The following is a 20,020-nucleotide window of genomic DNA, read 5'->3' as shown; positions in this document are numbered from 1 at the left end:
GAAAAGGTCACGGGGAAATGACCTTCTCCTTTGCAAGAAACTGTAAACGGTTACATATTCGGAATTTAGGGGGAATACTCAATGTCTGGCTCAACACTTATTTTGATTGCCTTAGCCGGGATCTTCTTGCTCTTATTTTTAGTCATTCGCACAAAGCTTCACGCATTCGTTTCGTTGTTACTCGTCAGTCTCATCGTCGGGGTCGCGGCCGGCATGCCGCTCGGAGACGTCATCGCCTCCATCCAGAACGGGATGGGCGGAACGCTCGGCTTCGTCGCCGTCGTCGTCGGTCTCGGCGCGATGTTTGGGAAGATGCTTGAAGTGTCGGGTGGCGCGGAACGCCTCGCCCAGACGCTCGTCAGTAAGTTCGGGGAAGACAAGGCACAATGGGCGCTCGGTATCACCGGGTTCATCGTCGCTGTCCCGGTCTTCTTCGATGTCGGTTTCATCATTCTCGTTCCAATCGTATATGGTCTCGCTAAAAAGACGGGCCGTTCGCTTCTCTACTATGGGATTCCGCTCCTCGCGGGTCTCGCGGTCACGCACAGTTTCATCCCACCGACACCTGGTCCGATCGCCGTTGCGAACTTGATTGGTGCCGACCTCGGTTGGGTCATCTTGTTCGGTGTTCTCGCCGGGATTCCGTCGATGATTTTAGCCGGTCCTATTTTTGGGAAGTATATTGCTAAGAAGATCCATGTGACGATTCCGGACTACATGGAATTCAAAGAAATCGATACATCGAAAGAATTACCGAGCTTCAAAATGATCTTATCGCTCATCTTGATCCCGCTCGTGTTAATTTTAGCGAACACATTATCAGCGGTTCTTTTAGACGAAGGGAACGCCGTCCGTGACTTCTTGACGTTCCTTGGACATCCGTTCGTCGCCTTGACGATTGCGACGCTTCTCACGTTTGTCTTCCTCGGCACACGTCGTGGATATTCACGTGACGAAGTCCAAGAGATTGCAACGAAAGCTCTCGAGCCAGCCGGAATCATCATCCTCGTCACAGGGGCCGGTGGTGTGTTCAAACAAGTGCTCATCGACTCAGGTGTCGGTGACGTCCTCGGCGAAATGATGGCCGGTTCACCACTTCCGGCGATCGTCCTCGCCTTCTTGATTGCAACGGTCGTCCGTGTCGCCCAAGGGTCGGCAACGGTCTCGATGGTCACAGCAGCCGGACTCATCACACCACTACTTGAAATTCAAAACATCACGGGCGCGGCGCTCGGCTTGATCGTCATCGCCATCGCCTCAGGGGCGACAGTCCTCTCGCACGTCAACGATTCAGGCTTTTGGCTCGTCAACCGTTACTTCGGTCTCGACGTCAAAGATACGCTCAAGTCATGGACGATCATGGAAACGATTATCGGGCTCACCGGCTTTGCCGTCGTGTTCTTGATTAGCCTATTTATCATCTAAGTTAGGAAGTGATTGTGTGTTTACGATTGGGGTCGATATCGGGACGACGAGTACGAAAGCCGTCCTGTTCAACGGTCATCAACAACTGGCGGTACATAACGTGTTGTATCCGCTTCTCACACCCGATACGGAGACGGCCGAGCAAGACCCGGTCGTCATCTATGGGGCCGTGCTCGAAGCCGTTTCGGCGGTCCGTGCCAAAGCGGACGGTCCGATTCGCTTCGCATCGTTCAGTTCGGCGATGCACAGCTTGATCGCACTCGATGCGTCAGGACGCCCGCTCACGAACAGCATCACATGGGCAGACAGTCGGGCGAACCCGTATACGCAAGAAATCAAACGCGACTTTGACGCGAGTGCTCTTCACATGCGCACCGGCACCCCGGTTCATCCGATGGCACCGCTTTCGAAGCTACGCTGGTTGAAAGCGGAGCATCCTGACGTCTTTACGCAGGCGGACAAGTTCGTCTCCATCAAAGAATATGTCTTCTATCGGTTGACGGGACGCTTCGTCGTCGACCATTCCATCGCCTCGGCGACGGGACTGTTCAATTTGAAACAATGCGATTGGGACGCGGAATCACTTGACGTTGCCGGTGTGACGCCAGAGCGTCTGTCCGAACTCGTTCCGACGACGGAAGTCTTGCAGGTGACGCCTGACGTGACCGAGACGCTCGGCTGGGACTTCCCTCTCGTCATCGGGGCAAGCGACGGCGTGCTCTCGAACCTCGGGGTCGGTGCCTTCGAACAAGGTGTCGTCGCTGTGACAATCGGGACGAGCGGCGCCATCCGGACGGTCGTCTCGGAACCCGTCGAAGATCCGAAAGGTCGCATCTTTTGTTATGCGCTGACGGATAAGCATTGGGTGATCGGTGGACCGGTCAATAACGGCGGCATCATCCTCCGCTGGCTCCGTGACGAGTTCGCGGCGAGCGAGGTCGAGACGGCGAAACGCCTCGGCATCGACGCGTACGATGTGTTGACCCGTATCGCCGAGACGGTCAAGCCGGGTGCCGACGGGCTGTTGTTTCATCCGTATTTGATGGGTGAGCGCGCCCCACTCTGGGATTCGAACGCCCGCGGTTCGTTTTTCGGGCTCAGCATCCACCATAAACGGGAGCACTTCATCCGTGCCGTGTTGGAAGGTGTCATCTTTAACCTCTATACGGTCATGCTCGCACTCGATGAGTTGACGGGCGCACCGAACCGTATCCATGCGACCGGTGGATTCGCCCAGTCGAGCCTCTGGCGCCAGATGATGGCAGATATCTTCGACACACCGGTCGTCGTGCCGGAAAGTCACGAGAGTTCATGCCTCGGGGCCGTCATGCTCGGGGAATACGCCTTCGGGGATATCGAGGAGTTCCAAGAAGTGCCGCAAGTGACCCACGAGCATACACCGAACATGGAAGCGACGAACGTCTATCGGGAGCTCTTGCCGATCTACATCCGTCTGTCGCGTCATCTGTCGGAAGAGTATGAAGCCATTTCTGCATTTCAGCGGAAGCATGTATAAGTTCGAACAAAGACCCGTCAGTCACTCGATTGACGGGTCTTTGTATGCATCAACCCTCTACCCTATCTGCATCATCAACGGTACACTGAGAGGAAAGAATGAAACGTTACAGGAGGAACAAACGATGCAACTCATGACAACCCGCTGTCTCATCCGTCCGTTTGAACGACAGGACATCGAATCGTTCATGACCTATCGGAACGACTTAGACTGGATGAAGCATCAATCGTTCAAAGGGCTCACCCGTGAAGAATATGAGAGCGCCCTACTCGGTAAACCATCGCTACATCAAGGCGCGCAACTCGCCATCATCGACCAAACGACAGGTGAACTGATTGGGGACGTGTATATTCAGCAGGAAGAGACGACGTATTGGATTGGCTATACGATCGCGCCCACACGCGCCCGTCAAGGTTATGCGTTCGAGGTGATGTCGGGCTTGATTCATCACTTGGCCGACCAAGGAGCAGAAGCATTCAAGGCCGGTGTCCTTGAGACGAACGAGGCGTCCATTGCGCTATTGAAAAAATTGAACTTCACCTATTCCATGACAGAGATGGATGAACAAATTTACGAGCTCCCTATCTTGAAATGAACCGACTCAGATCTCCACTTCAGGGGCATTTTTTGCTTCGTCTTCAACTCCTTTTGTGATAATCTATGCTTCATACCGATACCCTGTCACTTGTTTAATCGTCTCGAGGGAGTTTTCATTCGAATGAAGAAACGCGTTCTTTTACTCATGTCTATTTTTTTATTAATCGGTTCCTTGTCACAGGCAGCAATCCCGGAGCCGAAAGCGTATAACGACCCGAGTCTCATCTATTTGACGCTCGATGACGGACCGAACTGGAAAACGGGAAAGCTGCTCGATGTCTTGAAGAAGCATCAGGTGAAAGCGACCTTTTTCATTCTCGGAAAGAATATCAAAGGGAATGAGCATCTTATTCGACGCATCGTCGCCGAAGGTCATCTCATCGCCTTACACGGGATGACACACGAACGCGAAGAGTTTTATGCGTCACCGATGACGGCCGTCCGTCAGATGAAGGACGTACAACGTCTCATTTACGAGGTAACGGGAATTCATACGAATATGGCCCGGACGATTTACGGCAGTGATGCAGGTATGACGCCTGCGCATTGGCAAGCGATGGATGAAGCCGGTTTTGCGATTTGGGACTGGAATGTTGGTAGTCTCGATCATATCTATAAGAAGGACAACGCCAGCGTGGAGCAACGCGTGTTCAATCGTCTCGAGGCGAATCGTGTGGCGAATATTGCCTCCATCATCTTGGCACACGATCATTCGATGACGCCAGAAGCACTTGATACGATCATCCGCTATGCGAAGGAGCGAGATTATGAATTTCGGACGTTAGAAGGCATCCAGACGCCGCACAACTTTTCGGATGGATGGGAGCCCTACGTCAGTGACAGCGCTACTCCGTGACTAACCAATCGTCTACCACTTTACAGAAAAGTAGCGCATCGGATGGATGACCGATGCGCTACTTTCCGTTAATGCTCTTTCTTCATCAAGATGGACGGGCCACCCGTTTCTTGTTTTCTTTCGAGTAGTTTCTCAATAACTGACTCATATCGCGTTGATTGAGCGGTTTTGAGAAGTAATAGCCTTGTCCGATATTACAGCCGATCTCTCTCAACACGTCTGCCTGGTTTTTTGACTCGATGCCTTCTGCCACAATTTCAAGGTTGAGCACTGTACATAAATGAATAATCGTCTCGATGACAGATTGACTGATTCGATGATTCAGCCGGTCGATAAACGATTTATCAATTTTCAGCGTATCGATTGGGAGTTGTTCAAGTACATTCAGTGAAGAATATCCTGTTCCGAAGTCATCGATGGAGCATTTCACACCGATTTGCTTCAATTGGCTCAACGTGATGCGATTCTCGTCTAAATTTTGCGCCACACTTTCAGTGATTTCTAATTCTACTAACTCTGGGGGGATTCCAATTTGTTGAATTGCATCCTCAATCATACCGACGAAACGTCGATCTTCCAGTTGTAAAACGGAAACGTTGACGGATACCGAAATCGGTTCATCTAGCCATTGATTCCAATTCAGACACTGCCCAACGGCCTGACGAAACACACATTCGCCAATTTCATAAATTAACCCCATCTGTTCCGCAATCGGAATGAATTCACCCGGACCGACTTTCCCGAGGTGTTCATTCTCCCATCGAACTAACGCCTCGACCCCGACCAACGAATCATCCTTCAAACAAAATTTCGGTTGATAATGGACATCGAATTCATCATTCGCCAAAGCGTGACGCAGTTCCTTTTCAATCTTCATTTTTCGAATGAGGCTTGATTGAAGGTATTCATTGAAGATGACGACCGAATGAGTTGGATATTCTTTCGCTTTTTTGAGAGCGATATCCGCCTTTTCTAGAATGCTTGTCACCGTGTCTTCTGAGTGATTGATTTCATAGACACCAATCCGGATGGACACTAACACATCACGCTGATTGATATGAACGTGCGTTGCGAACGCTTGAGACACTTGGTGCAAGTTGCTCTCCATCTCCTCTGATGTCGTCATCGTATACAGGAAGGCAAACTCCCCACCCCCGAGGACGAACAATTCATGGTCTGGATCTATATTCTCTTTGATCTTATGCACACACTCTCGGATGACCTCATTGCCGAACCGATGACCATACGTATCGTTTATTTTTTTCAGGCGGTTCACATTCAAGATGACGATCGCTTTTTTAGAGTCTTCATATGATACAAGTTCTTGATGTAACATATGAAGAAATGCATCTCGATTCCCTAGTGTTGTCACTTTATCCCGATATGCGATCTGCTCGAGATTCTCGACCAAGCGGGTATTATCACGCGACACCACGAACTGTTTTGCCATGAACAGCGGGATACAAATCAATCCGGCAAGACCAAATAAATCGACATCCCACCCCGAGCTCGCAAGGGTCAATATAAGCAACACAAAAATCGCAAAAGTCGGCAACAACAACTCGCGGACTGACCAAAAAATCATCTTTTCTCGACGCTTCGGTTTGATTCTTGTGGTATTCCGCCCTGTCAACTGATTGTGAACGGCGTTTGAGATGAGCAAAAACGAAAGAAGCCATGTCAGGTAATCCAACATAACCAACACTGGTTGTGACGTGTGATAAATCGGATACTTTACAAAATCAATGCAGACGATCAATGTCAGCCCGACTAAAACCTGTGTAGTATTTCGATTGTTCATTTCAATTTTATTAAAATAGAAGATGGTCAGGATCGTGATGAGTACGCCTGTATATAAAACTTGAACTGTACTATTTAAATATTGGTGCGCCATAAAATCGTAGTGGACCGATTGATTGAGGAACATCGATCCCTGTATCATCATCGCTGTAAGGATGGTTAAGTAAATCAGCAGATCAAATACATAGGATTTTCCTTTTCCGTGTAACCTACGCTTACTCAATTTGTATAGAAGCGCAATGAAAAGTGAGATGAAACTCATGATTTCAACGACTAGGACAACCATGTACGGCATGAACGTGTCAGATTGAATATAAAGTTCGTAAAGCGATCGATACATCCAGAAACACGTGAACGCAATACCGAATAGTAGCCAAAAGAAAGGGATATCACTTTTGTTTTTTCGCCAGATCATTAACGATTCAACAGAAATACGAAGACCTAACAACATAATGAATGTCACACTCAAATAACGTAACCCTTCTAACAATTCAATCACATTAGCGAGGATAAGAGACAGAAGAACACCACCGGTCAGGATTGACCATAAGAAAATGGGCTGTTTTGTCATCTTCATTCACCATACTTCCTTTCCATTAAAGAATTACACAACCGTTTCGTTAATGTGCGTACAGTTCCTCCCACTATTTTTCGCACGATACAAACAATCGTCTGCTAAATGAATCATGTGCTGCAGATTTTCACTCTTTCCATTGGCAATCCCAATCGATACGGAGATATGAATGACTCGTTCATCGAGCAGTTTAAATTCGTGCTTCGAGATACTTCGCCGAATCCGTTCTGCTACGTTCATAATCTCCGAATGGGAGAGCATCGGTATCAAAATCCCAAACTCTTCTCCTCCGATTCGCGCTTTAATATCGTGGTCCCTCGTTTCTCGATACAGAAGTTGCGCGAACTGTTTTAAAATCTCATCCCCATTCGAATGACCAAATCGATCATTGATTTGTTTGAAGTGGTCGATGTCGAGAATCAACACATTGCAAATCAATGCACGCTCTTTGAACTTCTTCATCTGCATCTCCCATGCCCGACGGTTCGCTAATCCTGTTAAATGATCCGTCTCGGCCGACACTTTATACTCTTTCACGCGTTGGTTAATCAAATAGACATCGATATTTAAAAAGGTGATTAAAAGGCCTACCGGGAAACTAATGCTCACGACTAATAGACCGACAGCGAATGCACTCCCTGTAAAGCCACCATTCGTATAGATGGCAAAAAAAGCGATGAGACAAGCCCATAGATTCAGCATGATTCCGAATAGAAGAAATTTCTGTTCAAGTCGAGCGATTCGATAAATCATGACAATTCCAATTGCGATAAGAAAGATGGCGATACAAGCCACGATGGATTGTAGATTCAGACCAAAACTGAATCGATAGATTGAAATGACGGTCGCTGCAATGAATAATGGAGAAACTAACCGATAGAATCCAATCAGGATGAGCGCGAGGTAACGAAAGTCAATTTTCACAACCTCTTCATACAACACCCCTTGCGTGATCAAAAAGATCCCCAGACATCCAGATAAGATTCCGATGAAGAATTTTTTTAAAAGAAGATAGTTCGTACGGTGATTCACAATCTTAGATATAAAATAAATCCCAGTAAACGCAATACACGAATTGGCGACTAGACTGATGAACATGTTCGTTTACACCTCGGTTTCGATTGTGATCTCTATATCCCTTCTATTACCAAAAATCGAATACATATTAATAATATTTTCCTATTCAAGATATTAAATTTCAATAATATTTTTATCAAAAAAGTAAATTGGTTCTTCATTATTTCATCATGATTACACATTGAAAACACTCTATTCATATAGAACAGAGTGTTTTGACATCATGATTCATTTGTATAGCTGTCGTACGTCACCATGACGAACTGCCCCGATGCACGTTGGTTCGTTAGTCGCAATTTCGTCTCTTTCGTACCTTCTGGGAAGAGCGGGACCCCTTCACCGAGGACGACCGGCGCAATCGCAATCTCGTAACGATCAACGAGATCTTGTTCCATCGCCGCTTTGATGACTTCCCCGCCACCGATGAGCCAAATGTCTTGACCGATTTCTTCTTTCAACCGATGAATCAGCTCTTCAATCGGTTCGTCCGTAAAGGTGACATGCTCGGCTTCGCGATCAGACTGATGCGTCAAAATATAGTTCGGCATGTTTGGATATGGGTACTCCTCTGACAATTGAAGGACTTCTTCATATGTTTTTCGTCCCATGATGACAGCACCAATCGTTTTGAAAAATTCGGCATAGCCGTTATCCCCGTCTCCATCTACGGCGAACAACCAATCGAGCTGGTCGTTCGACCGAGCAATCTTTCCGTCTAAACTCATCGCAATATATAACACTACATTTGGCATCGTGTCTTCCTCCTTGATTCGTGATACATTCAGCTTATCTGATAAACACGACAAAAGATGACGGGAATGATTTAAGTGAAGAAACGACATTTACAACTGATTCGATTGCTAAATCATGGACGACGCGTTACCGCTGAAGAGCTGGCGCAAGAGACAGGTGCCTCCATCCGGACAATTCAACGGGATATGCTGTCACTCGAGGAGCTTGGTTATCCGATTTGGAGCATGCCCGGGACTGGCGGTGGCTATGAGATGTTACCGAACCGCTTGTTGCCCCCGCTCCATCTCCGCGAACAGGAAGCCGTCGCCCTCTATCTCACACTCAAATGGATAGAACACATCCCAAACGTGCCATTCGGGGATATACGAAGCACACTATCCGACTGGTACGTGAACGAGTTGCCTCATGACTTGGAGGCGAAGATTCGTCGATTGGAGCGAAACATTTTGTGGCTCGGGAACAAACAGATTCCAAAAGCCCCGTTCACGAAAGACATCTATCAGGCAATCGAACATCGAAATAAGATAGAGATGACGTATCGGACGACCAAAGGACAACGCACGTTCAACGTCGCACCGGTCGGCATGGCACTCCTTGATTTGAAGTGGTACGTCTTCGGTCTCTCTGAACTTGGACTCCGTCAATATCGAATCGATCGCATCGAAACGGTTAAACTGCTTGAGGAGACGTTTGAGTCCGAGGATTTGGTGAGCTTATTACAGGCAAGTGATGAACGAAACGGTGTGACCGTTCGACTCGAACTCACCCCACTCGGTCGTCGTTTGCTTGAAGATGTATTACCCGATATCGAGGAGAAAAATGAGTGGGACGTACCCGAAGAAGAACTTCCCTTTTTGTCGAGGCAGCTGTTGAAGGCTGGGGCTGAAGTAGAGGTGAAGGCGCCGAGTGTGTTGCGGGGGATGATGAAGGAGCATGCGGAACAATTAATGCGGCACTATCAATGAAGATGTTTCAATAAAATTGAACCCGTTAAAAAAGGCAAGCTATGAATGATTGACTTCATAACTTGCCTTTTGATTATGATGCTTTTGTTTCCAACATCTCTTTCTCACGTTGTTGTTTCACGTTTCCTACGTATAGCAACCGCAAAGCGACAACCATCAAGATCAACGCAATCAACCGTTTCGTGTCGAATGGAATCACAGCTCCTTCGAACCAGCCGAAGTGATCAATCACCATTCCCATCGAGAGTTGACCGATAATCGCCGCCAAGTTAGCTGCGATGACCCCGATTTTGGGAACTGCTAGAATCGTTAAAAACAGGTAACCGACTCCGAGCCAGACGGCACTTAGTTGCCAGACCGGTGCATCTAAAATGCTTAAAATCTTCCCACTTCCAAAGAACAAAACAAGCAAGAACAGCATCATGGCTCCCGTAATGAACGTTAAGAAGGCACTTTCTAATGTACCCGCCTTTCGGCTAAATGCTCCGTTCACAGAAGACTGTGCACTGAGAAGCGCGCCTCCGATGACGGTGACGAGCAATAATAATATAGACATATGTTAAACCTCCCGATTAATAGATTAAGAACAACGATACGATCATCAGTCCGACAGCGATAATTTTCTCTTTTCTCACTGTCACTTTCGGACTTCCGAGCCAACCGTTGTGCTCAATCACCATACTCATGATCAATTGACCGACGACAACACTACTCATTGCCATCCCGACGCCAATTAGCGGGATTCCAACAACAAGAATCGTGAGATAAATTAACCCGAGCAGTCCACCTGTCAGTTGCCATTTCGGTGCTTCTTTCGTATACGACAATTTGCCTTTACCGAAGAATAATAAGGCCACTCCTAAAATAATCGTACCGACGGCAAAGTTGTATAAACTACTTTCGAGTTTTCCAATTGTTTCTCCTAAACTCGCATACATCGCTCCCTCTAGACTGAGCGCCACACCCGCTAAAAAAGCGAGGACGTAAAAAATTGATTTCATCCTGTCTTCCTCCATTTCTATCCGCTGCTTATATCTACATTTCGAGAAAAGTCGAAATTAAAAGCGTGGAAAAGAGTCAAAGCTCTTCTCCAATGTACCGAGACAGTTCTTGGAGTACTTCTTCATTTCTTCGATAGTACGTCCACTGCCCGTGTCGCTCTGACTCTAACAAGCCAACGCTTTGCATCATTTTTAAATAATGTGAGACCGTTGACGGGGATAACGTGGTCTTCTCTTGGATATCCCCAACGCATACGCCTCCTTTCTCGCTCATATTTTTCGTAAGATGCGCTGTCGGTTTATCAAAGTGACGCATCGGTTCTTTCAGCCAATGCAACATTTCGAGTCGCGTTTCATTTCCCAACACTTTAAATAGTTCCACAGCATTTTTCATACGCTTATGTTATTCGATAATTCTCGAAATGTCAAAAAAGACTCTCATCTTTGATTGATGTGAGTCTAGTTGCACATGCAAACATTATTCGCTCGTGATACTTATACAGCAGAAATCATCTATTATAGTAGTTCTCATTTTTTAGTGATCTATTCTATACTCGCAATAGAATCTAATAAATGTTCTGCATTTTTAGGGCTATCTAACAAATAAACTGTTTCCAACAAGCTTGCATATTCTCCTTCAGACAGAATAATAGCATTTTTCCTATTCTTTCTAGAAACAACGATTATCTCACCAGTTTCACATACTTGATGAAGCATATACCCAAACTCTTCTCGAGCTTTCTTGCATGGAATCGTAGACATTCAAATCACCCTTCATTTACGCCTATTGTACATCAAAACATCACTCTATTTTACGACGAAACATTTATGAATTTTTGTCCGTATATAAAACCAACACTCAACAAAGGCGGTATGCGTATGCGTCACGAGTACAAACAGTTCATCCTCTTATTCAAGTCGGGTCAATTCGATGATCTTTATCATCAGACAAGCGATTTATTCAAATCTCAATATTCCATGGATGCCTTTCATCGTCAGGCATCTTCGTTTCATCACGGAATTCGGCGCTATCGTCTGCTCAACGAGATGGTATTGAACGGGAATCGGTATGTCTTATGGTCGGATTTCCGAAAAGAAAAGTTATTGTCCGTTCAATTCAATCGCGCGAATGAGATTGAATCCATTCAGATGACTGTCACATCCTCTTCAAAAGAGACCAACCCTTTCACGAAAAACAAATACCGTCTCCCATTCAAAGAAGAGTGGTTCGTCGTCTCAGAAGGGACGAACGTCGGAATGTATCTCCATGAACCGATTCGAAAGAAACGTGTTGGCTATGATTTTTTAAAAACAAAAGATCAACAACCTTACAATCGTAGAAAAGTCGGAATTGATGGCTCGTATGCATTTGGGGAGCGAGTGATTGCTCCATTAGATGGTACGGTTTATCAGGTCGTCGATGGCTTACCAGATGAACCAAATGATGACCATCCACTCGGCAATTACATCATCATTCAACACAAACATGATGAATATAGCCTTCTCGCCCATCTAGAGAATGGTTCGATTGCCGTTCATGTCGGGGAACAACTTAAAACCAAACAGTTAATCGGACGCTGTGGACGTTCCGGAAACACACTAGAGCCACGCTTACATATGCGTGTCATGAATCACCCGGATGTGGATACCGCGACCGCTCTCCCGATTCGTTGGAAAGGGAGAATGCAACCTGTTCGTGGTCAAATTATCGTCCCACGAGCCGAAAGACTTTGGGACGGGTATGATGTCTTCGATTTGACACTTGAAATTGTTCTGGCCATCCCTCGATTACTTTTTCACTTTTTAAAGTAGACAAGAACAAACCCCTTAGACAATACATCCAAGGGGTTCGAACTCACATATCCAAATCAGTAAACGCGAGCGGGACGAGTTCCCCAAGCGTCACTTCTTTCACATCGGCGTTGCCGTTCGTGAGGAGTACTTTGAAGTCAGGATCGCCGAACTCGACCATGACTTGGCGGCAAATGCTGCACGGTGGCAAGAAGTCGTCCGTGTCCCCAGACACGGCAACCGCTTCGAAGTCACCTTTTTTATATCCTTGCGCGATTGCTGTGAAGATGGCCGTACGCTCCGCACAGTTTGTCGCTCCAAACGAGACGTTCTCGACGTTGACGCCGTCGATGACCGTGCCGTCCTTCATGAGAAGTGCCGCTCCGACGCGGAACTTCGAATATGGTGAATACGCATTGTCTTTCAATTGGCGTGCGCGCTCGACTAATTGTTGTTGGTTCATCTTAAGTCATTCCTCTCAAAAATCGAATGAACTGATGCCAGTCCCCATGCCTCTCATTTTTGGGCAGGATTTTTAGCATACACCCGCCTCAAAGAGAAGTCAACGACTTTTTTAGAACGCTTTCATCAATGCAAAAAAAAGAAGGAACATTCGCTCCTTCTCGATTTTCGTTATACCAACTCAAGCTGCGCGACAGGCGCCTCTTCCGTTTCTGTCTGTACATGGTGGCGACCGATCGGAATGACCGACGGTGAACCCGACACCGGGTCACACATGACCGAACAGCGGAGGTTGAAGACCCGATGGATCAAGTCACATGTGATGACGTCCGATGGCTTCCCTTCAGCAATCAACTTCCCTTTGTCGAGTGCGAAGATGTAGTCGGCATAACGTGCCGACAAGTTGATGTCGTGTAGCACCATGACAATCGTCGTCCCGTACTTTCGATTCAAGTCCGTCAACAAGTCGAGAATCTCGACCTGATACGTAATATCGAGATACGTCGTCGGCTCGTCTAAAAAGAGAACGTCCGTCTGTTGGGCAAGTGCCATCGCGATCCAGACGCGCTGGCGCTGTCCGCCTGACAACTCGTCGATCGGACGGTCCGCAAACTCCGTAATGTTCATCATCTCCATCGCCTCGGCGACGGCCTCATAATCGGCTTTCGTCCATCCCTTTAAGAACGATTGATGCGGATAACGACCGCGACCGACGAGATCGGCGACCGTGATTCCTTCCGGTACGACGGGGGACTGTGGCAACATCCCGAGGACACGCGCCAGCTTTTTCGGTGCCATCTTCGAGATCGGCTTATCGTAAAGCGTCACTTGACCGGCACTCGGCTTGATGAGGCGTGCCATCGTCTTCAGTAGCGTCGACTTCCCACAACCGTTCGCACCAATGATGATGCTAATCTGGTTGCTCGGAATTTCAAGGCTGATATCGTTCAAAATCATCTTGTCCTCATACCCTGAGGTGAGATGTTCCACTTTCATAATGGATGCCATTTAGAAGTCCCCTTTCTGGTTCATCCGAATCAACAAGTATAAGAGATAAGGCGCGCCGATGATCCCGGTGATGACACCGACCGGATAGCGTGCCGTGAAGGCAAATTGTCCGACGAGGTCGGACGCGAGCACTAAGATGATACCAACAAGCGCTGCCGGCAAAATTCCCGCGTGACTCGTCCCGACGAGACGTTTGGCGATCGGCCCCGCCAAAAAGGCGATGAAGGCGATCGGTCCCGTCGTCGCTGTCGCGAGGGCGAGCATGAACACCGCAGCAACGATGAGAAGCAATCGGGTTTGGTTCGTATTGATCCCTAACCCTGTCGCCGCCATTTCACCGAGCTCGAGCATCTCGAGCTGACGGGTGAGTAACAATACAATCGGTAAACAGATGAGTACCGTGATGATTAAAGGCGGCAACTCCTCTAGCTTCGCCCCATTCAGGCTTCCTGTCAACCACCGCATCGCCATGGCGACATCATTTTGTCGGCTGATGAGGAGTAAGTAATTGATGACCGCCGTAAGCATCGCCTGAATCCCGATCCCGACCAAGACGAGGCGACCAATCGAGAAGGAGGCCCCTTTGGAGAGGAAGTAGATGACGAGCACTGTCACGAGTCCCCCGATAATCGATGCAATCGAGATGATGGCCTCACTCGACTGCAGGACGACGATACAGAAGACGGCCGCCGCACTCGACCCAGTCGTGATTCCGATGACGTTCGGGTTAGCGAGCGGGTTGCGGAGCATCGTCTGAAAAATCGTTCCCGCCGCACCGAACGCTGCCCCCGCAAAGACACCGGCGAGCATACGTGGTAACCGAAGGACCTCAACGGCGAACGACGCCCCCTTCACGTCTTCCCCGAGCAAGACGCGGATGACGTCCTGGACCGGATAAATCGTATTGCCCAACATGAGCATCAACCCGCTCAACGTGATCGCAATGACAGTCAAGAGCAGTGTCATCCCGACATAGCGACGGCGACGCTTCATGCGTCCTTGTCTGATTTGTTCAATCGCTGGTTGCATCATAGTCCTCTTACTTTCACTTTCATCGTCAATAGAATCAAAATCGGTGCCCCGATGAATGCCGTCACGATTCCGACCTCAAGCTCGCCCGGACTTCCGAGCAAACGTCCGATGACGTCCGAGAAGGTCAAGATGATCGCACCCGCGAGGGCAGACATCGGCATGAGATAACGCTGGTCCGGACCGAGCACGAACCGAATCAAATGAGGAGCGAGTAGCCCGATGAAGCCAATTGGTCCAGCGAGTGCTGTCGCCGCCCCACACAGGATGACGCCCGCGAACGAGGCCGTCAGCTTCAACGTCCCAGTTCGGACACCGAGGCTCTTCGCCATCTCTTCCCCGAGCGCGAGCGCGTTCAAGGAAGGGGCGGTCACGACTGCGATCACGAGACCAATCAATAAGAACGGTAAAAACGTATAGATGGAATCAATATTCCCCGCGCCGACACTTCCGACTTGCCAGAAGCGGAACTGGTCCATGACGTTCGAACGTGGAATCATGAGCGCCATGACGAGGGACGATAATGCCGCACTCGTCGCCGCACCCGCCAAGACGAGTTTGAGCGGGGTCGCGCCACCCCGTCCGAGTGAGCCGATGCCGAACACGAAAATGGCCGTCAACAACGCCCCGACGAGCGCGAACCAGATGAACGCACTCGCCGTCGAGATGTTGAAAAATGCGATTCCGATGACGACGGCAAGCGCCGCGCCCGTGTTGACCCCGAGAATACTCGGGTCGGCGATCGGGTTACGCGTCACCGACTGCATGAGTGCCCCCGCCACACCGAGCGCTGCGCCACACATGAAACTGAAAATTGTCCGAACGACCCGCTCTCGGACGATGTCCGCTTCATACGACTGAACAGCCGGGCGGAATAAACCGTCCAGCAGTTCAGTCCACCCGACTGTTCTTGAGCCGAAGGCAAGAGATGCCACGATACATAGCACCGTCAGTACGAGCGTCCCGACCAAAAGAAGCGGGAAATACTTCGGGGTATGCATCTGTTTCACCTGATGTTGCATCATTTTACTTTCGCGAGCGCATCCGATACGCGTGAGACGTACTCATCGATCGTATATTCAATCGAGAGTGGCGTCGGCGTTCCTGCCGCTGCGAGCGGTGTGTTGTCTTCGATCAAGACGACCGATCCACGTTCAATCGCCGGCACTTTCCCGTAGAGCGGGTCTGCCTGGAGCGCCTTCAACGTGTCTTCGTTCCCGTATGTGACGAAGATGTCGACGTCGTTCAAGATGTCGGCGTTTTCCTTACTGAGCTCAAGGTAGAAGCTGTCTGCTTTTTCTGCCTCGTCCAAAATGTTTTGCGGATATTCCATCCCAAGTTCTTCGATGAAAGCACCGCGTGGGTCACCTGTCGTGTAAATATAGTATTTTGAAAGGTCTTCCGCGCTCATCGAGACGAAAGCGGCTTTCTTTCCAGCAATCTCAGGAACGGCTGTCGCTTTGTCGGTGATCAATTTCTCTGTATCTTTAATCAACTGTTCGCCTTCTTCACCAAGTCCCATTGCGAGTGAGTCATAGCGAACCATATCTTGCCATGACGTGACCCAAGGAGTTTCTTGGTATGCCACGACCGGTGCGATTTGACTGAGCGTGTCGTAGTCTTCCTGTGTGATACCTGAGTAGGCCGCCAAGATGACGTCCGGGTTTGAATCTGCGATTGCTTCAAAGTCTAATCCGTCCGTGTCTTGATAGATGTTCGGGTTCTCTTCCCCAAGTGCTTCTAACTTCTCTGCCGTCCATGGAAGCATGCCGCTGTCGTCTTGGACACCGTAGTTCGCAGCCGAGAATCCGACCGGTACGACGTCGAGTGCAAGTGCGACATCATGGTTCCCCCATGAGATCGTTGCGACACGTTCTGGCTTCTCTTCGATGACTGTTTCACCGAATGCGTGCTTGATCATGATTGGGTAACCTTCTGCCGCTTCTTCTGTCTCTTCATTTGTGGAAGCGTTCTCCGCTTCTTCTGAACCACAACCGGCTAAGATGAGTGCAAAAGCCGATGCAAAGATGAACATATGTAACCATTTCTTCAATGTGTTGTTCACGTGATTTTTCTCCTTTTCGAACTTCTCTGTATTTTGTCGATACTGATAATCATTATCAGTTATGAGTATAGACCTGCTCCTAAGTCATGTCAACCGCTATTCGGCTAACAAAAATGAAAAAAAACTGCCATTTTAGGACAGGTTAATCAAGATTTCCGATGTCGTCGCATGACGTCTGCGATCGGTTCATCTTGTTTTTCAAGCTCCGATACGATTCGTTCATGGTCCACGTCATTTCGGTTTTGGCTTAACTTGAACGTCGCCTGAATGTCTGTGATGTCGATCCGAAACCCGACGACGCCGTGCATTTGTCGCTTCACCGGTTCGGATAAATCATCCCACCGCACCGCATGTTCACGTTCTCCTTCGTGCTCGTGCAGCAAACCTGCGAGTTCTTCAATCAACTCGGTCTCATTGAGAATCGTCGCACGTCCATATACGTGTACCGCTTGGTAATTCCATGTCGATACGTCCTCATGTCCGTACCATGACGCCGACACGTACGCGTCCGGTCCTTGGAAGATGATGAGAACGTCCTGTTCTTCAATCGTTCGCCACTGCGGATTCGCTTTCGATACGTGGGTCGTCAATTGACCGTTCGCCTCATCGAATCGTAACGGGACGTGCGTCGCGATCGGCTTGTCCCCGTCATGCGTCACGACCGTACCGAACGGATGGGCATGTAAAAAAGCTATGATATCTGCCTGATCTTCTACGGAATAGCGGTTTTGGATATACATGATTGAGCCCCCTTTCCCCCATTATATTCTGAAAAGACGGGTATAACGACACAGAAGGAGGAATGTTCTTATGAAACCAACAATCAAAGCCATCGTCTTTGACGTATACGGCACCTTATTCGACGTCCATTCGGTGAAGGATGCCTGTGAAGAAGCGTTCCCTGAAAAAGGAGCAGCCATCAGCCAAGTGTGGCGGACAAAACAACTCGAGTATTTCTTTTGGCGGCACATGATGGGTCGCTACGAAGATTTTGATACGGTGACCCGGGACGCACTCCGTTACGCACTCGCCGTCCATGACGCAAAAGCGACGGAGGACATCGAACAGCGCCTGATCGCATCATATGCGCACCTCACCCCTTACGAAGAAGTCGAGTCTGTCTTGAAACAGCTACATGACTTGAAGACCGTCATCCTCTCAAACGGAACGGACGAAATGCTTGAGGCGCTACTTCAAAACGCCGGATTTACGGACTATTTCGATGACATCGTCAGCGTCGACGGCATCAAACAACCGAAACCAACTCCAGCCGCCTATATGCACTGGTTCAAGACTTCCGGTCTTCGCCGTGACGAGGTGCTCTTCTTATCGTCGAACGGTTGGGACATCGCCGGAGCGAAAAACTTCGGCTTCCATGCGGCATGGATCAACCGAAATGACCTACCGTTCGAGGAGTTCGATGTTGCGCCCGATACGATCTATGACGATTTGAATGGAATCTTAGAATGGGTCTAACCGCTTCGGTTAAGATGTGAGAAAATAGAGAAAATATGACCGAAACGAGGGAGACCTATGGCACACCGCATCTATACGACGAGCTTTGCGAGCGTCTATCCGCTCTACGTCGCTAAAGCCGAACGAAAAGGACGTACGAAAGAAGAGGTCGACACGATCATCGAGTGGTTAACCGGGTATGACGAGACCGGACTCGCGCGTCAGATTGCTGACGAGGTTGATTTTGATACGTTCTTCGCTTCAGCGCCTCATTTGAACGAAGACCGCTCCCTCATCAAAGGTGTCGTCTGTGGGGTCCGCGTCGAAAACGTCGAAGAACCACTCATGCGTGAAATCCGTTATCTCGATAAGCTTATTGATGAATTGGCGAAGGGGAAGAAAATGGAGAAAATCTTGCGAGGAGGCCAATCATGATGGACGTGACGACACTTGTGGACGAGGCACGGCTCGATTCCTTCATCCATCTGATTGAGGTCATCGATGACCATTTACCTGACGGGTTTGAAAAGACGACGGACGGACATGGTGTCCATTACGTCGTCCCGCTCGAGCGATATCCGTCGGGTTATCATGTGACGCCGGGTACACCCCTTCCTTTCATCAGCGTGATCGCACAAAAGCGCCATGTCGGGCTTTATCATATGGGGATTTACGCTGATCCCGAACTACTCGCTTGGTTCGAACAAGAGTATGCGAAACGCGTCCCGACGAAACTCGACATGGGGAAAAGCTGTATTCGCTTCAACAACGTGAAGCGGATCCCGTTTGATTTGGTCGGGGAACTCGCCGAAAAAATATCTGTCGATGAATGGATTCAACGCTATGAAGGAAACCGAGGCTAACGCTTCGGTTTTTTCGCACATTCGTTTTCTGTCATGAACGATGAATGCGGTATGCTTAGAAAAAAGGAGGGGCGCCTCATGCCACGTTGGCTTAAAATCACTTTGTTTTTACTCGTATTTGGCACGTTGTTCTACATCACCCATTTCCATTATGAGTTGCGTCCGTCTGACATACGGGATATCGTCTTGTCGTTTGGTTTTTGGGGTCCGTTATTCTTTATTTTTCTATACGCCATCGGTCCGGTCGCCTTTTTACCGACATCCGTGCTATCACTTGGAGCCGGTCTCGCGTTCGGCGTTTGGCCTGGGGTACTCTACATCATCATCGGTGCGACCGCTGCTGCGACGACCGGTTACGTCATGGGACGCTTCTTCGGACGCTCGGTCGTTAACGTCGACCGTTACCCTTGGTCGGAGAAGCTATTCACCCAGATGGAGCGCCGCGGTTTCTTATATGTGTTCGTCTTACGGCTCATCCCGCTCGTCAGTTTCGACTTACTCAGTTACGCCGGAGGCATCTCCCGCGTCCGTTTCCGAGCCTTCGTCCCAGCGACTGTTCTTGGCATGATTCCCGGGACGTTCGCTTATAGTTTTCTCGGAGCGAGCCTCGCGTCAGGTAGCGTCACCACGATCTTCATCGCCGCACTCGTCTTCGTCGGATTGATTGTCGTGACGTATATCTTCCGTGAACCGGTTAAAAAATGGCTTGGGTTAAATTAAAAATTCATGAAAGAGAGCTTCATGCTCTTTTTTTGTGCGCTCAATGTGTAATTCATATAAACA

General features: G+C 48.8%; 23 protein-coding genes. 10 read left to right on the top strand and 13 right to left on the bottom strand.

Going from position 1 to position 20,020, the window contains the following annotated elements:
• The first annotated feature begins 81 nt into the window (after positions 1-81).
• The 4 genes from KNO85_RS01750 to KNO85_RS01735 all read left to right on the top strand — a co-directional run bounded on the left by KNO85_RS01750 (position 82) and on the right by KNO85_RS01735 (position 4,394).
• Positions 82-1,425: a GntT/GntP/DsdX family permease gene (locus tag KNO85_RS01750; RefSeq protein WP_214786398.1), complete on the top strand. Its 1,344-nt coding sequence runs from the start codon at positions 82-84 to the stop codon at positions 1,423-1,425.
• Positions 1,426-1,441: 16 nt separating this feature from the next.
• Positions 1,442-2,941 (top strand): gluconokinase, encoded by a 1,500-nt coding sequence (gene gntK, locus KNO85_RS01745; RefSeq protein ID WP_214786397.1) that lies wholly within the window; start codon positions 1,442-1,444, stop codon positions 2,939-2,941.
• 124 nt (positions 2,942-3,065) lie between these two features.
• Positions 3,066-3,536: a GNAT family N-acetyltransferase gene (locus tag KNO85_RS01740; RefSeq protein WP_214786395.1), complete on the top strand. Its 471-nt coding sequence runs from the start codon at positions 3,066-3,068 to the stop codon at positions 3,534-3,536.
• Between the two features lie 123 nt (positions 3,537-3,659).
• The gene (locus KNO85_RS01735; protein ID WP_214786393.1) at positions 3,660-4,394 is read left to right on the top strand and encodes a polysaccharide deacetylase family protein; all 735 of its coding nucleotides are present in this window, start codon (positions 3,660-3,662) and stop codon (positions 4,392-4,394) included.
• Positions 4,395-4,479: 85 nt separating this feature from the next.
• Here KNO85_RS01735 and KNO85_RS01730 read toward each other — a convergent pair whose 3' ends face one another.
• The 3 genes from KNO85_RS01730 to KNO85_RS01720 form a co-directional block, all read right to left on the bottom strand.
• A complete protein-coding gene (locus KNO85_RS01730; protein WP_214786391.1) occupies positions 4,480-6,771 on the bottom strand; it encodes a putative bifunctional diguanylate cyclase/phosphodiesterase in 2,292 nt (763 codons plus the stop codon).
• A gap of 27 nt (positions 6,772-6,798) precedes the next feature.
• Positions 6,799-7,866, bottom strand: a complete 1,068-nt coding sequence (locus KNO85_RS01725) for a GGDEF domain-containing protein (RefSeq protein WP_214786390.1) — start codon at positions 7,864-7,866, stop codon at positions 6,799-6,801.
• Between the two features lie 200 nt (positions 7,867-8,066).
• Positions 8,067-8,597 (bottom strand): dihydrofolate reductase family protein, encoded by a 531-nt coding sequence (locus tag KNO85_RS01720; RefSeq protein WP_214786388.1) that lies wholly within the window; start codon positions 8,595-8,597, stop codon positions 8,067-8,069.
• 75 nt (positions 8,598-8,672) lie between these two features.
• Here KNO85_RS01720 and KNO85_RS01715 point away from each other — a divergent pair, with 75 nt between their 5' ends.
• Complete coding sequence (locus KNO85_RS01715) at positions 8,673-9,563, top strand: helix-turn-helix transcriptional regulator (protein ID WP_214786386.1); 891 nt, start codon at positions 8,673-8,675, stop codon at positions 9,561-9,563.
• 73 nt (positions 9,564-9,636) lie between these two features.
• On the opposite strand, the gene KNO85_RS01710 is transcribed toward KNO85_RS01715, so the two are convergent.
• The 4 genes from KNO85_RS01710 to KNO85_RS01695 form a co-directional block, all read right to left on the bottom strand.
• Positions 9,637-10,119, bottom strand: coding sequence for a DMT family transporter (locus KNO85_RS01710; RefSeq protein WP_214786384.1), 483 nt, complete (start codon positions 10,117-10,119; stop codon positions 9,637-9,639).
• Positions 10,120-10,135: 16 nt separating this feature from the next.
• Positions 10,136-10,564, bottom strand: coding sequence for a DMT family transporter (locus KNO85_RS01705; protein ID WP_214786382.1), 429 nt, complete (start codon positions 10,562-10,564; stop codon positions 10,136-10,138).
• 76 nt (positions 10,565-10,640) lie between these two features.
• Positions 10,641-10,958 carry an ArsR/SmtB family transcription factor gene (locus KNO85_RS01700; RefSeq protein WP_214742031.1) on the bottom strand — a complete coding sequence of 106 codons (318 nt, stop codon included), beginning with the start codon at positions 10,956-10,958 and terminating at the stop codon, positions 10,641-10,643.
• 149 nt (positions 10,959-11,107) lie between these two features.
• Complete coding sequence (locus KNO85_RS01695) at positions 11,108-11,326, bottom strand: type II toxin-antitoxin system Phd/YefM family antitoxin (protein ID WP_214786380.1); 219 nt, start codon at positions 11,324-11,326, stop codon at positions 11,108-11,110.
• Between the two features lie 117 nt (positions 11,327-11,443).
• On the opposite strand from KNO85_RS01695, the gene KNO85_RS01690 reads away from it, so the two are divergent.
• On the top strand, positions 11,444-12,376 hold the full coding sequence (locus tag KNO85_RS01690; RefSeq protein ID WP_214786378.1) for a M23 family metallopeptidase: 933 nt from the start codon (positions 11,444-11,446) through the stop codon (positions 12,374-12,376).
• Positions 12,377-12,419: 43 nt separating this feature from the next.
• Here KNO85_RS01690 and KNO85_RS01685 read toward each other — a convergent pair whose 3' ends face one another.
• From KNO85_RS01685 to KNO85_RS01660, 6 genes are all read right to left on the bottom strand, one after another.
• A complete protein-coding gene (locus KNO85_RS01685) occupies positions 12,420-12,818 on the bottom strand; it encodes a cytidine deaminase (RefSeq protein WP_214786376.1) in 399 nt (132 codons plus the stop codon).
• A gap of 170 nt (positions 12,819-12,988) precedes the next feature.
• The gene (locus tag KNO85_RS01680) at positions 12,989-13,825 is read right to left on the bottom strand and encodes an ABC transporter ATP-binding protein (protein ID WP_214687506.1); all 837 of its coding nucleotides are present in this window, start codon (positions 13,823-13,825) and stop codon (positions 12,989-12,991) included.
• Positions 13,826-14,857, bottom strand: coding sequence for a FecCD family ABC transporter permease (locus KNO85_RS01675; protein WP_214786374.1), 1,032 nt, complete (start codon positions 14,855-14,857; stop codon positions 13,826-13,828).
• Positions 14,854-15,855: a FecCD family ABC transporter permease gene (locus KNO85_RS01670; RefSeq protein ID WP_251130563.1), complete on the bottom strand. Its 1,002-nt coding sequence runs from the start codon at positions 15,853-15,855 to the stop codon at positions 14,854-14,856. The genes KNO85_RS01675 and KNO85_RS01670 overlap by 4 nt, the downstream gene beginning before the upstream one ends.
• A 20-nt stretch (positions 15,856-15,875) precedes the next feature.
• Entirely contained in the window at positions 15,876-16,919 is a 1,044-nt protein-coding gene (locus KNO85_RS01665; RefSeq protein ID WP_376777991.1) for an iron-siderophore ABC transporter substrate-binding protein, read from the bottom strand.
• Positions 16,920-17,065: 146 nt separating this feature from the next.
• Positions 17,066-17,659: an FMN-binding negative transcriptional regulator gene (locus KNO85_RS01660; RefSeq protein WP_214786371.1), complete on the bottom strand. Its 594-nt coding sequence runs from the start codon at positions 17,657-17,659 to the stop codon at positions 17,066-17,068.
• Positions 17,660-17,729: 70 nt separating this feature from the next.
• On the opposite strand from KNO85_RS01660, the gene KNO85_RS01655 reads away from it, so the two are divergent.
• The 4 genes from KNO85_RS01655 (at position 17,730) to KNO85_RS01640 (ending at position 19,957) form a co-directional block, all read left to right on the top strand.
• Positions 17,730-18,395: a haloacid dehalogenase type II gene (locus KNO85_RS01655; protein ID WP_214786369.1), complete on the top strand. Its 666-nt coding sequence runs from the start codon at positions 17,730-17,732 to the stop codon at positions 18,393-18,395.
• A 57-nt stretch (positions 18,396-18,452) separates the two neighbouring features.
• Complete coding sequence (locus KNO85_RS01650) at positions 18,453-18,809, top strand: DUF2200 domain-containing protein (protein WP_214786367.1); 357 nt, start codon at positions 18,453-18,455, stop codon at positions 18,807-18,809.
• Complete coding sequence (locus tag KNO85_RS01645; RefSeq protein WP_214786364.1) at positions 18,806-19,237, top strand: DUF1801 domain-containing protein; 432 nt, start codon at positions 18,806-18,808, stop codon at positions 19,235-19,237. The genes KNO85_RS01650 and KNO85_RS01645 overlap by 4 nt, the downstream gene beginning before the upstream one ends.
• A 78-nt stretch (positions 19,238-19,315) precedes the next feature.
• A complete protein-coding gene (locus tag KNO85_RS01640) occupies positions 19,316-19,957 on the top strand; it encodes a TVP38/TMEM64 family protein (RefSeq protein ID WP_214786362.1) in 642 nt (213 codons plus the stop codon).
• The last annotated feature ends 63 nt before the right edge of the window (positions 19,958-20,020 follow it).

It is taken from the genome of Exiguobacterium sp. s124 (assembly GCF_018617485.1).
In the GTDB taxonomy this organism is placed as follows: Bacteria; Bacillota; Bacilli; order Exiguobacteriales; family Exiguobacteriaceae; genus Exiguobacterium; species Exiguobacterium aestuarii.
This window is presented reverse-complemented; position numbering and strand designations above follow the sequence as displayed.

Bases quoted from the DNA above. Each gene is read 5' to 3' on its own strand.
- KNO85_RS01750 (WP_214786398.1), top strand. From the start codon at position 82: ATGTCTGGCTCAACACTTATTTTGATTGCCTTAGCCGGGATCTTCTTG.
- KNO85_RS01740 (WP_214786395.1), top strand. From the start codon at position 3,066: ATGCAACTCATGACAACCCGCTGTCTCATCCGTCCGTTTGAACGACAG.
- KNO85_RS01735 (WP_214786393.1), top strand. From the start codon at position 3,660: ATGAAGAAACGCGTTCTTTTACTCATGTCTATTTTTTTATTAATCGGT.
- KNO85_RS01730 (WP_214786391.1), bottom strand. From the start codon at position 6,771: ATGAAGATGACAAAACAGCCCATTTTCTTATGGTCAATCCTGACCGGT.
- KNO85_RS01725 (WP_214786390.1), bottom strand. From the start codon at position 7,866: ATGTTCATCAGTCTAGTCGCCAATTCGTGTATTGCGTTTACTGGGATT.
- KNO85_RS01720 (WP_214786388.1), bottom strand. From the start codon at position 8,597: ATGCCAAATGTAGTGTTATATATTGCGATGAGTTTAGACGGAAAGATT.
- KNO85_RS01710 (WP_214786384.1), bottom strand. From the start codon at position 10,119: ATGTCTATATTATTATTGCTCGTCACCGTCATCGGAGGCGCGCTTCTC.
- KNO85_RS01705 (WP_214786382.1), bottom strand. From the start codon at position 10,564: ATGAAATCAATTTTTTACGTCCTCGCTTTTTTAGCGGGTGTGGCGCTC.
- KNO85_RS01700 (WP_214742031.1), bottom strand. From the start codon at position 10,958: ATGAAAAATGCTGTGGAACTATTTAAAGTGTTGGGAAATGAAACGCGA.
- KNO85_RS01695 (WP_214786380.1), bottom strand. From the start codon at position 11,326: ATGTCTACGATTCCATGCAAGAAAGCTCGAGAAGAGTTTGGGTATATG.
- KNO85_RS01690 (WP_214786378.1), top strand. From the start codon at position 11,444: ATGCGTCACGAGTACAAACAGTTCATCCTCTTATTCAAGTCGGGTCAA.
- KNO85_RS01685 (WP_214786376.1), bottom strand. From the start codon at position 12,818: ATGAACCAACAACAATTAGTCGAGCGCGCACGCCAATTGAAAGACAAT.
- KNO85_RS01680 (WP_214687506.1), bottom strand. From the start codon at position 13,825: ATGGCATCCATTATGAAAGTGGAACATCTCACCTCAGGGTATGAGGAC.
- KNO85_RS01675 (WP_214786374.1), bottom strand. From the start codon at position 14,857: ATGATGCAACCAGCGATTGAACAAATCAGACAAGGACGCATGAAGCGT.
- KNO85_RS01670 (WP_251130563.1), bottom strand. From the start codon at position 15,855: ATGCATACCCCGAAGTATTTCCCGCTTCTTTTGGTCGGGACGCTCGTA.
- KNO85_RS01660 (WP_214786371.1), bottom strand. From the start codon at position 17,659: ATGTATATCCAAAACCGCTATTCCGTAGAAGATCAGGCAGATATCATA.
- KNO85_RS01655 (WP_214786369.1), top strand. From the start codon at position 17,730: ATGAAACCAACAATCAAAGCCATCGTCTTTGACGTATACGGCACCTTA.
- KNO85_RS01650 (WP_214786367.1), top strand. From the start codon at position 18,453: ATGGCACACCGCATCTATACGACGAGCTTTGCGAGCGTCTATCCGCTC.
- KNO85_RS01645 (WP_214786364.1), top strand. From the start codon at position 18,806: ATGATGGACGTGACGACACTTGTGGACGAGGCACGGCTCGATTCCTTC.
- KNO85_RS01640 (WP_214786362.1), top strand. From the start codon at position 19,316: ATGCCACGTTGGCTTAAAATCACTTTGTTTTTACTCGTATTTGGCACG.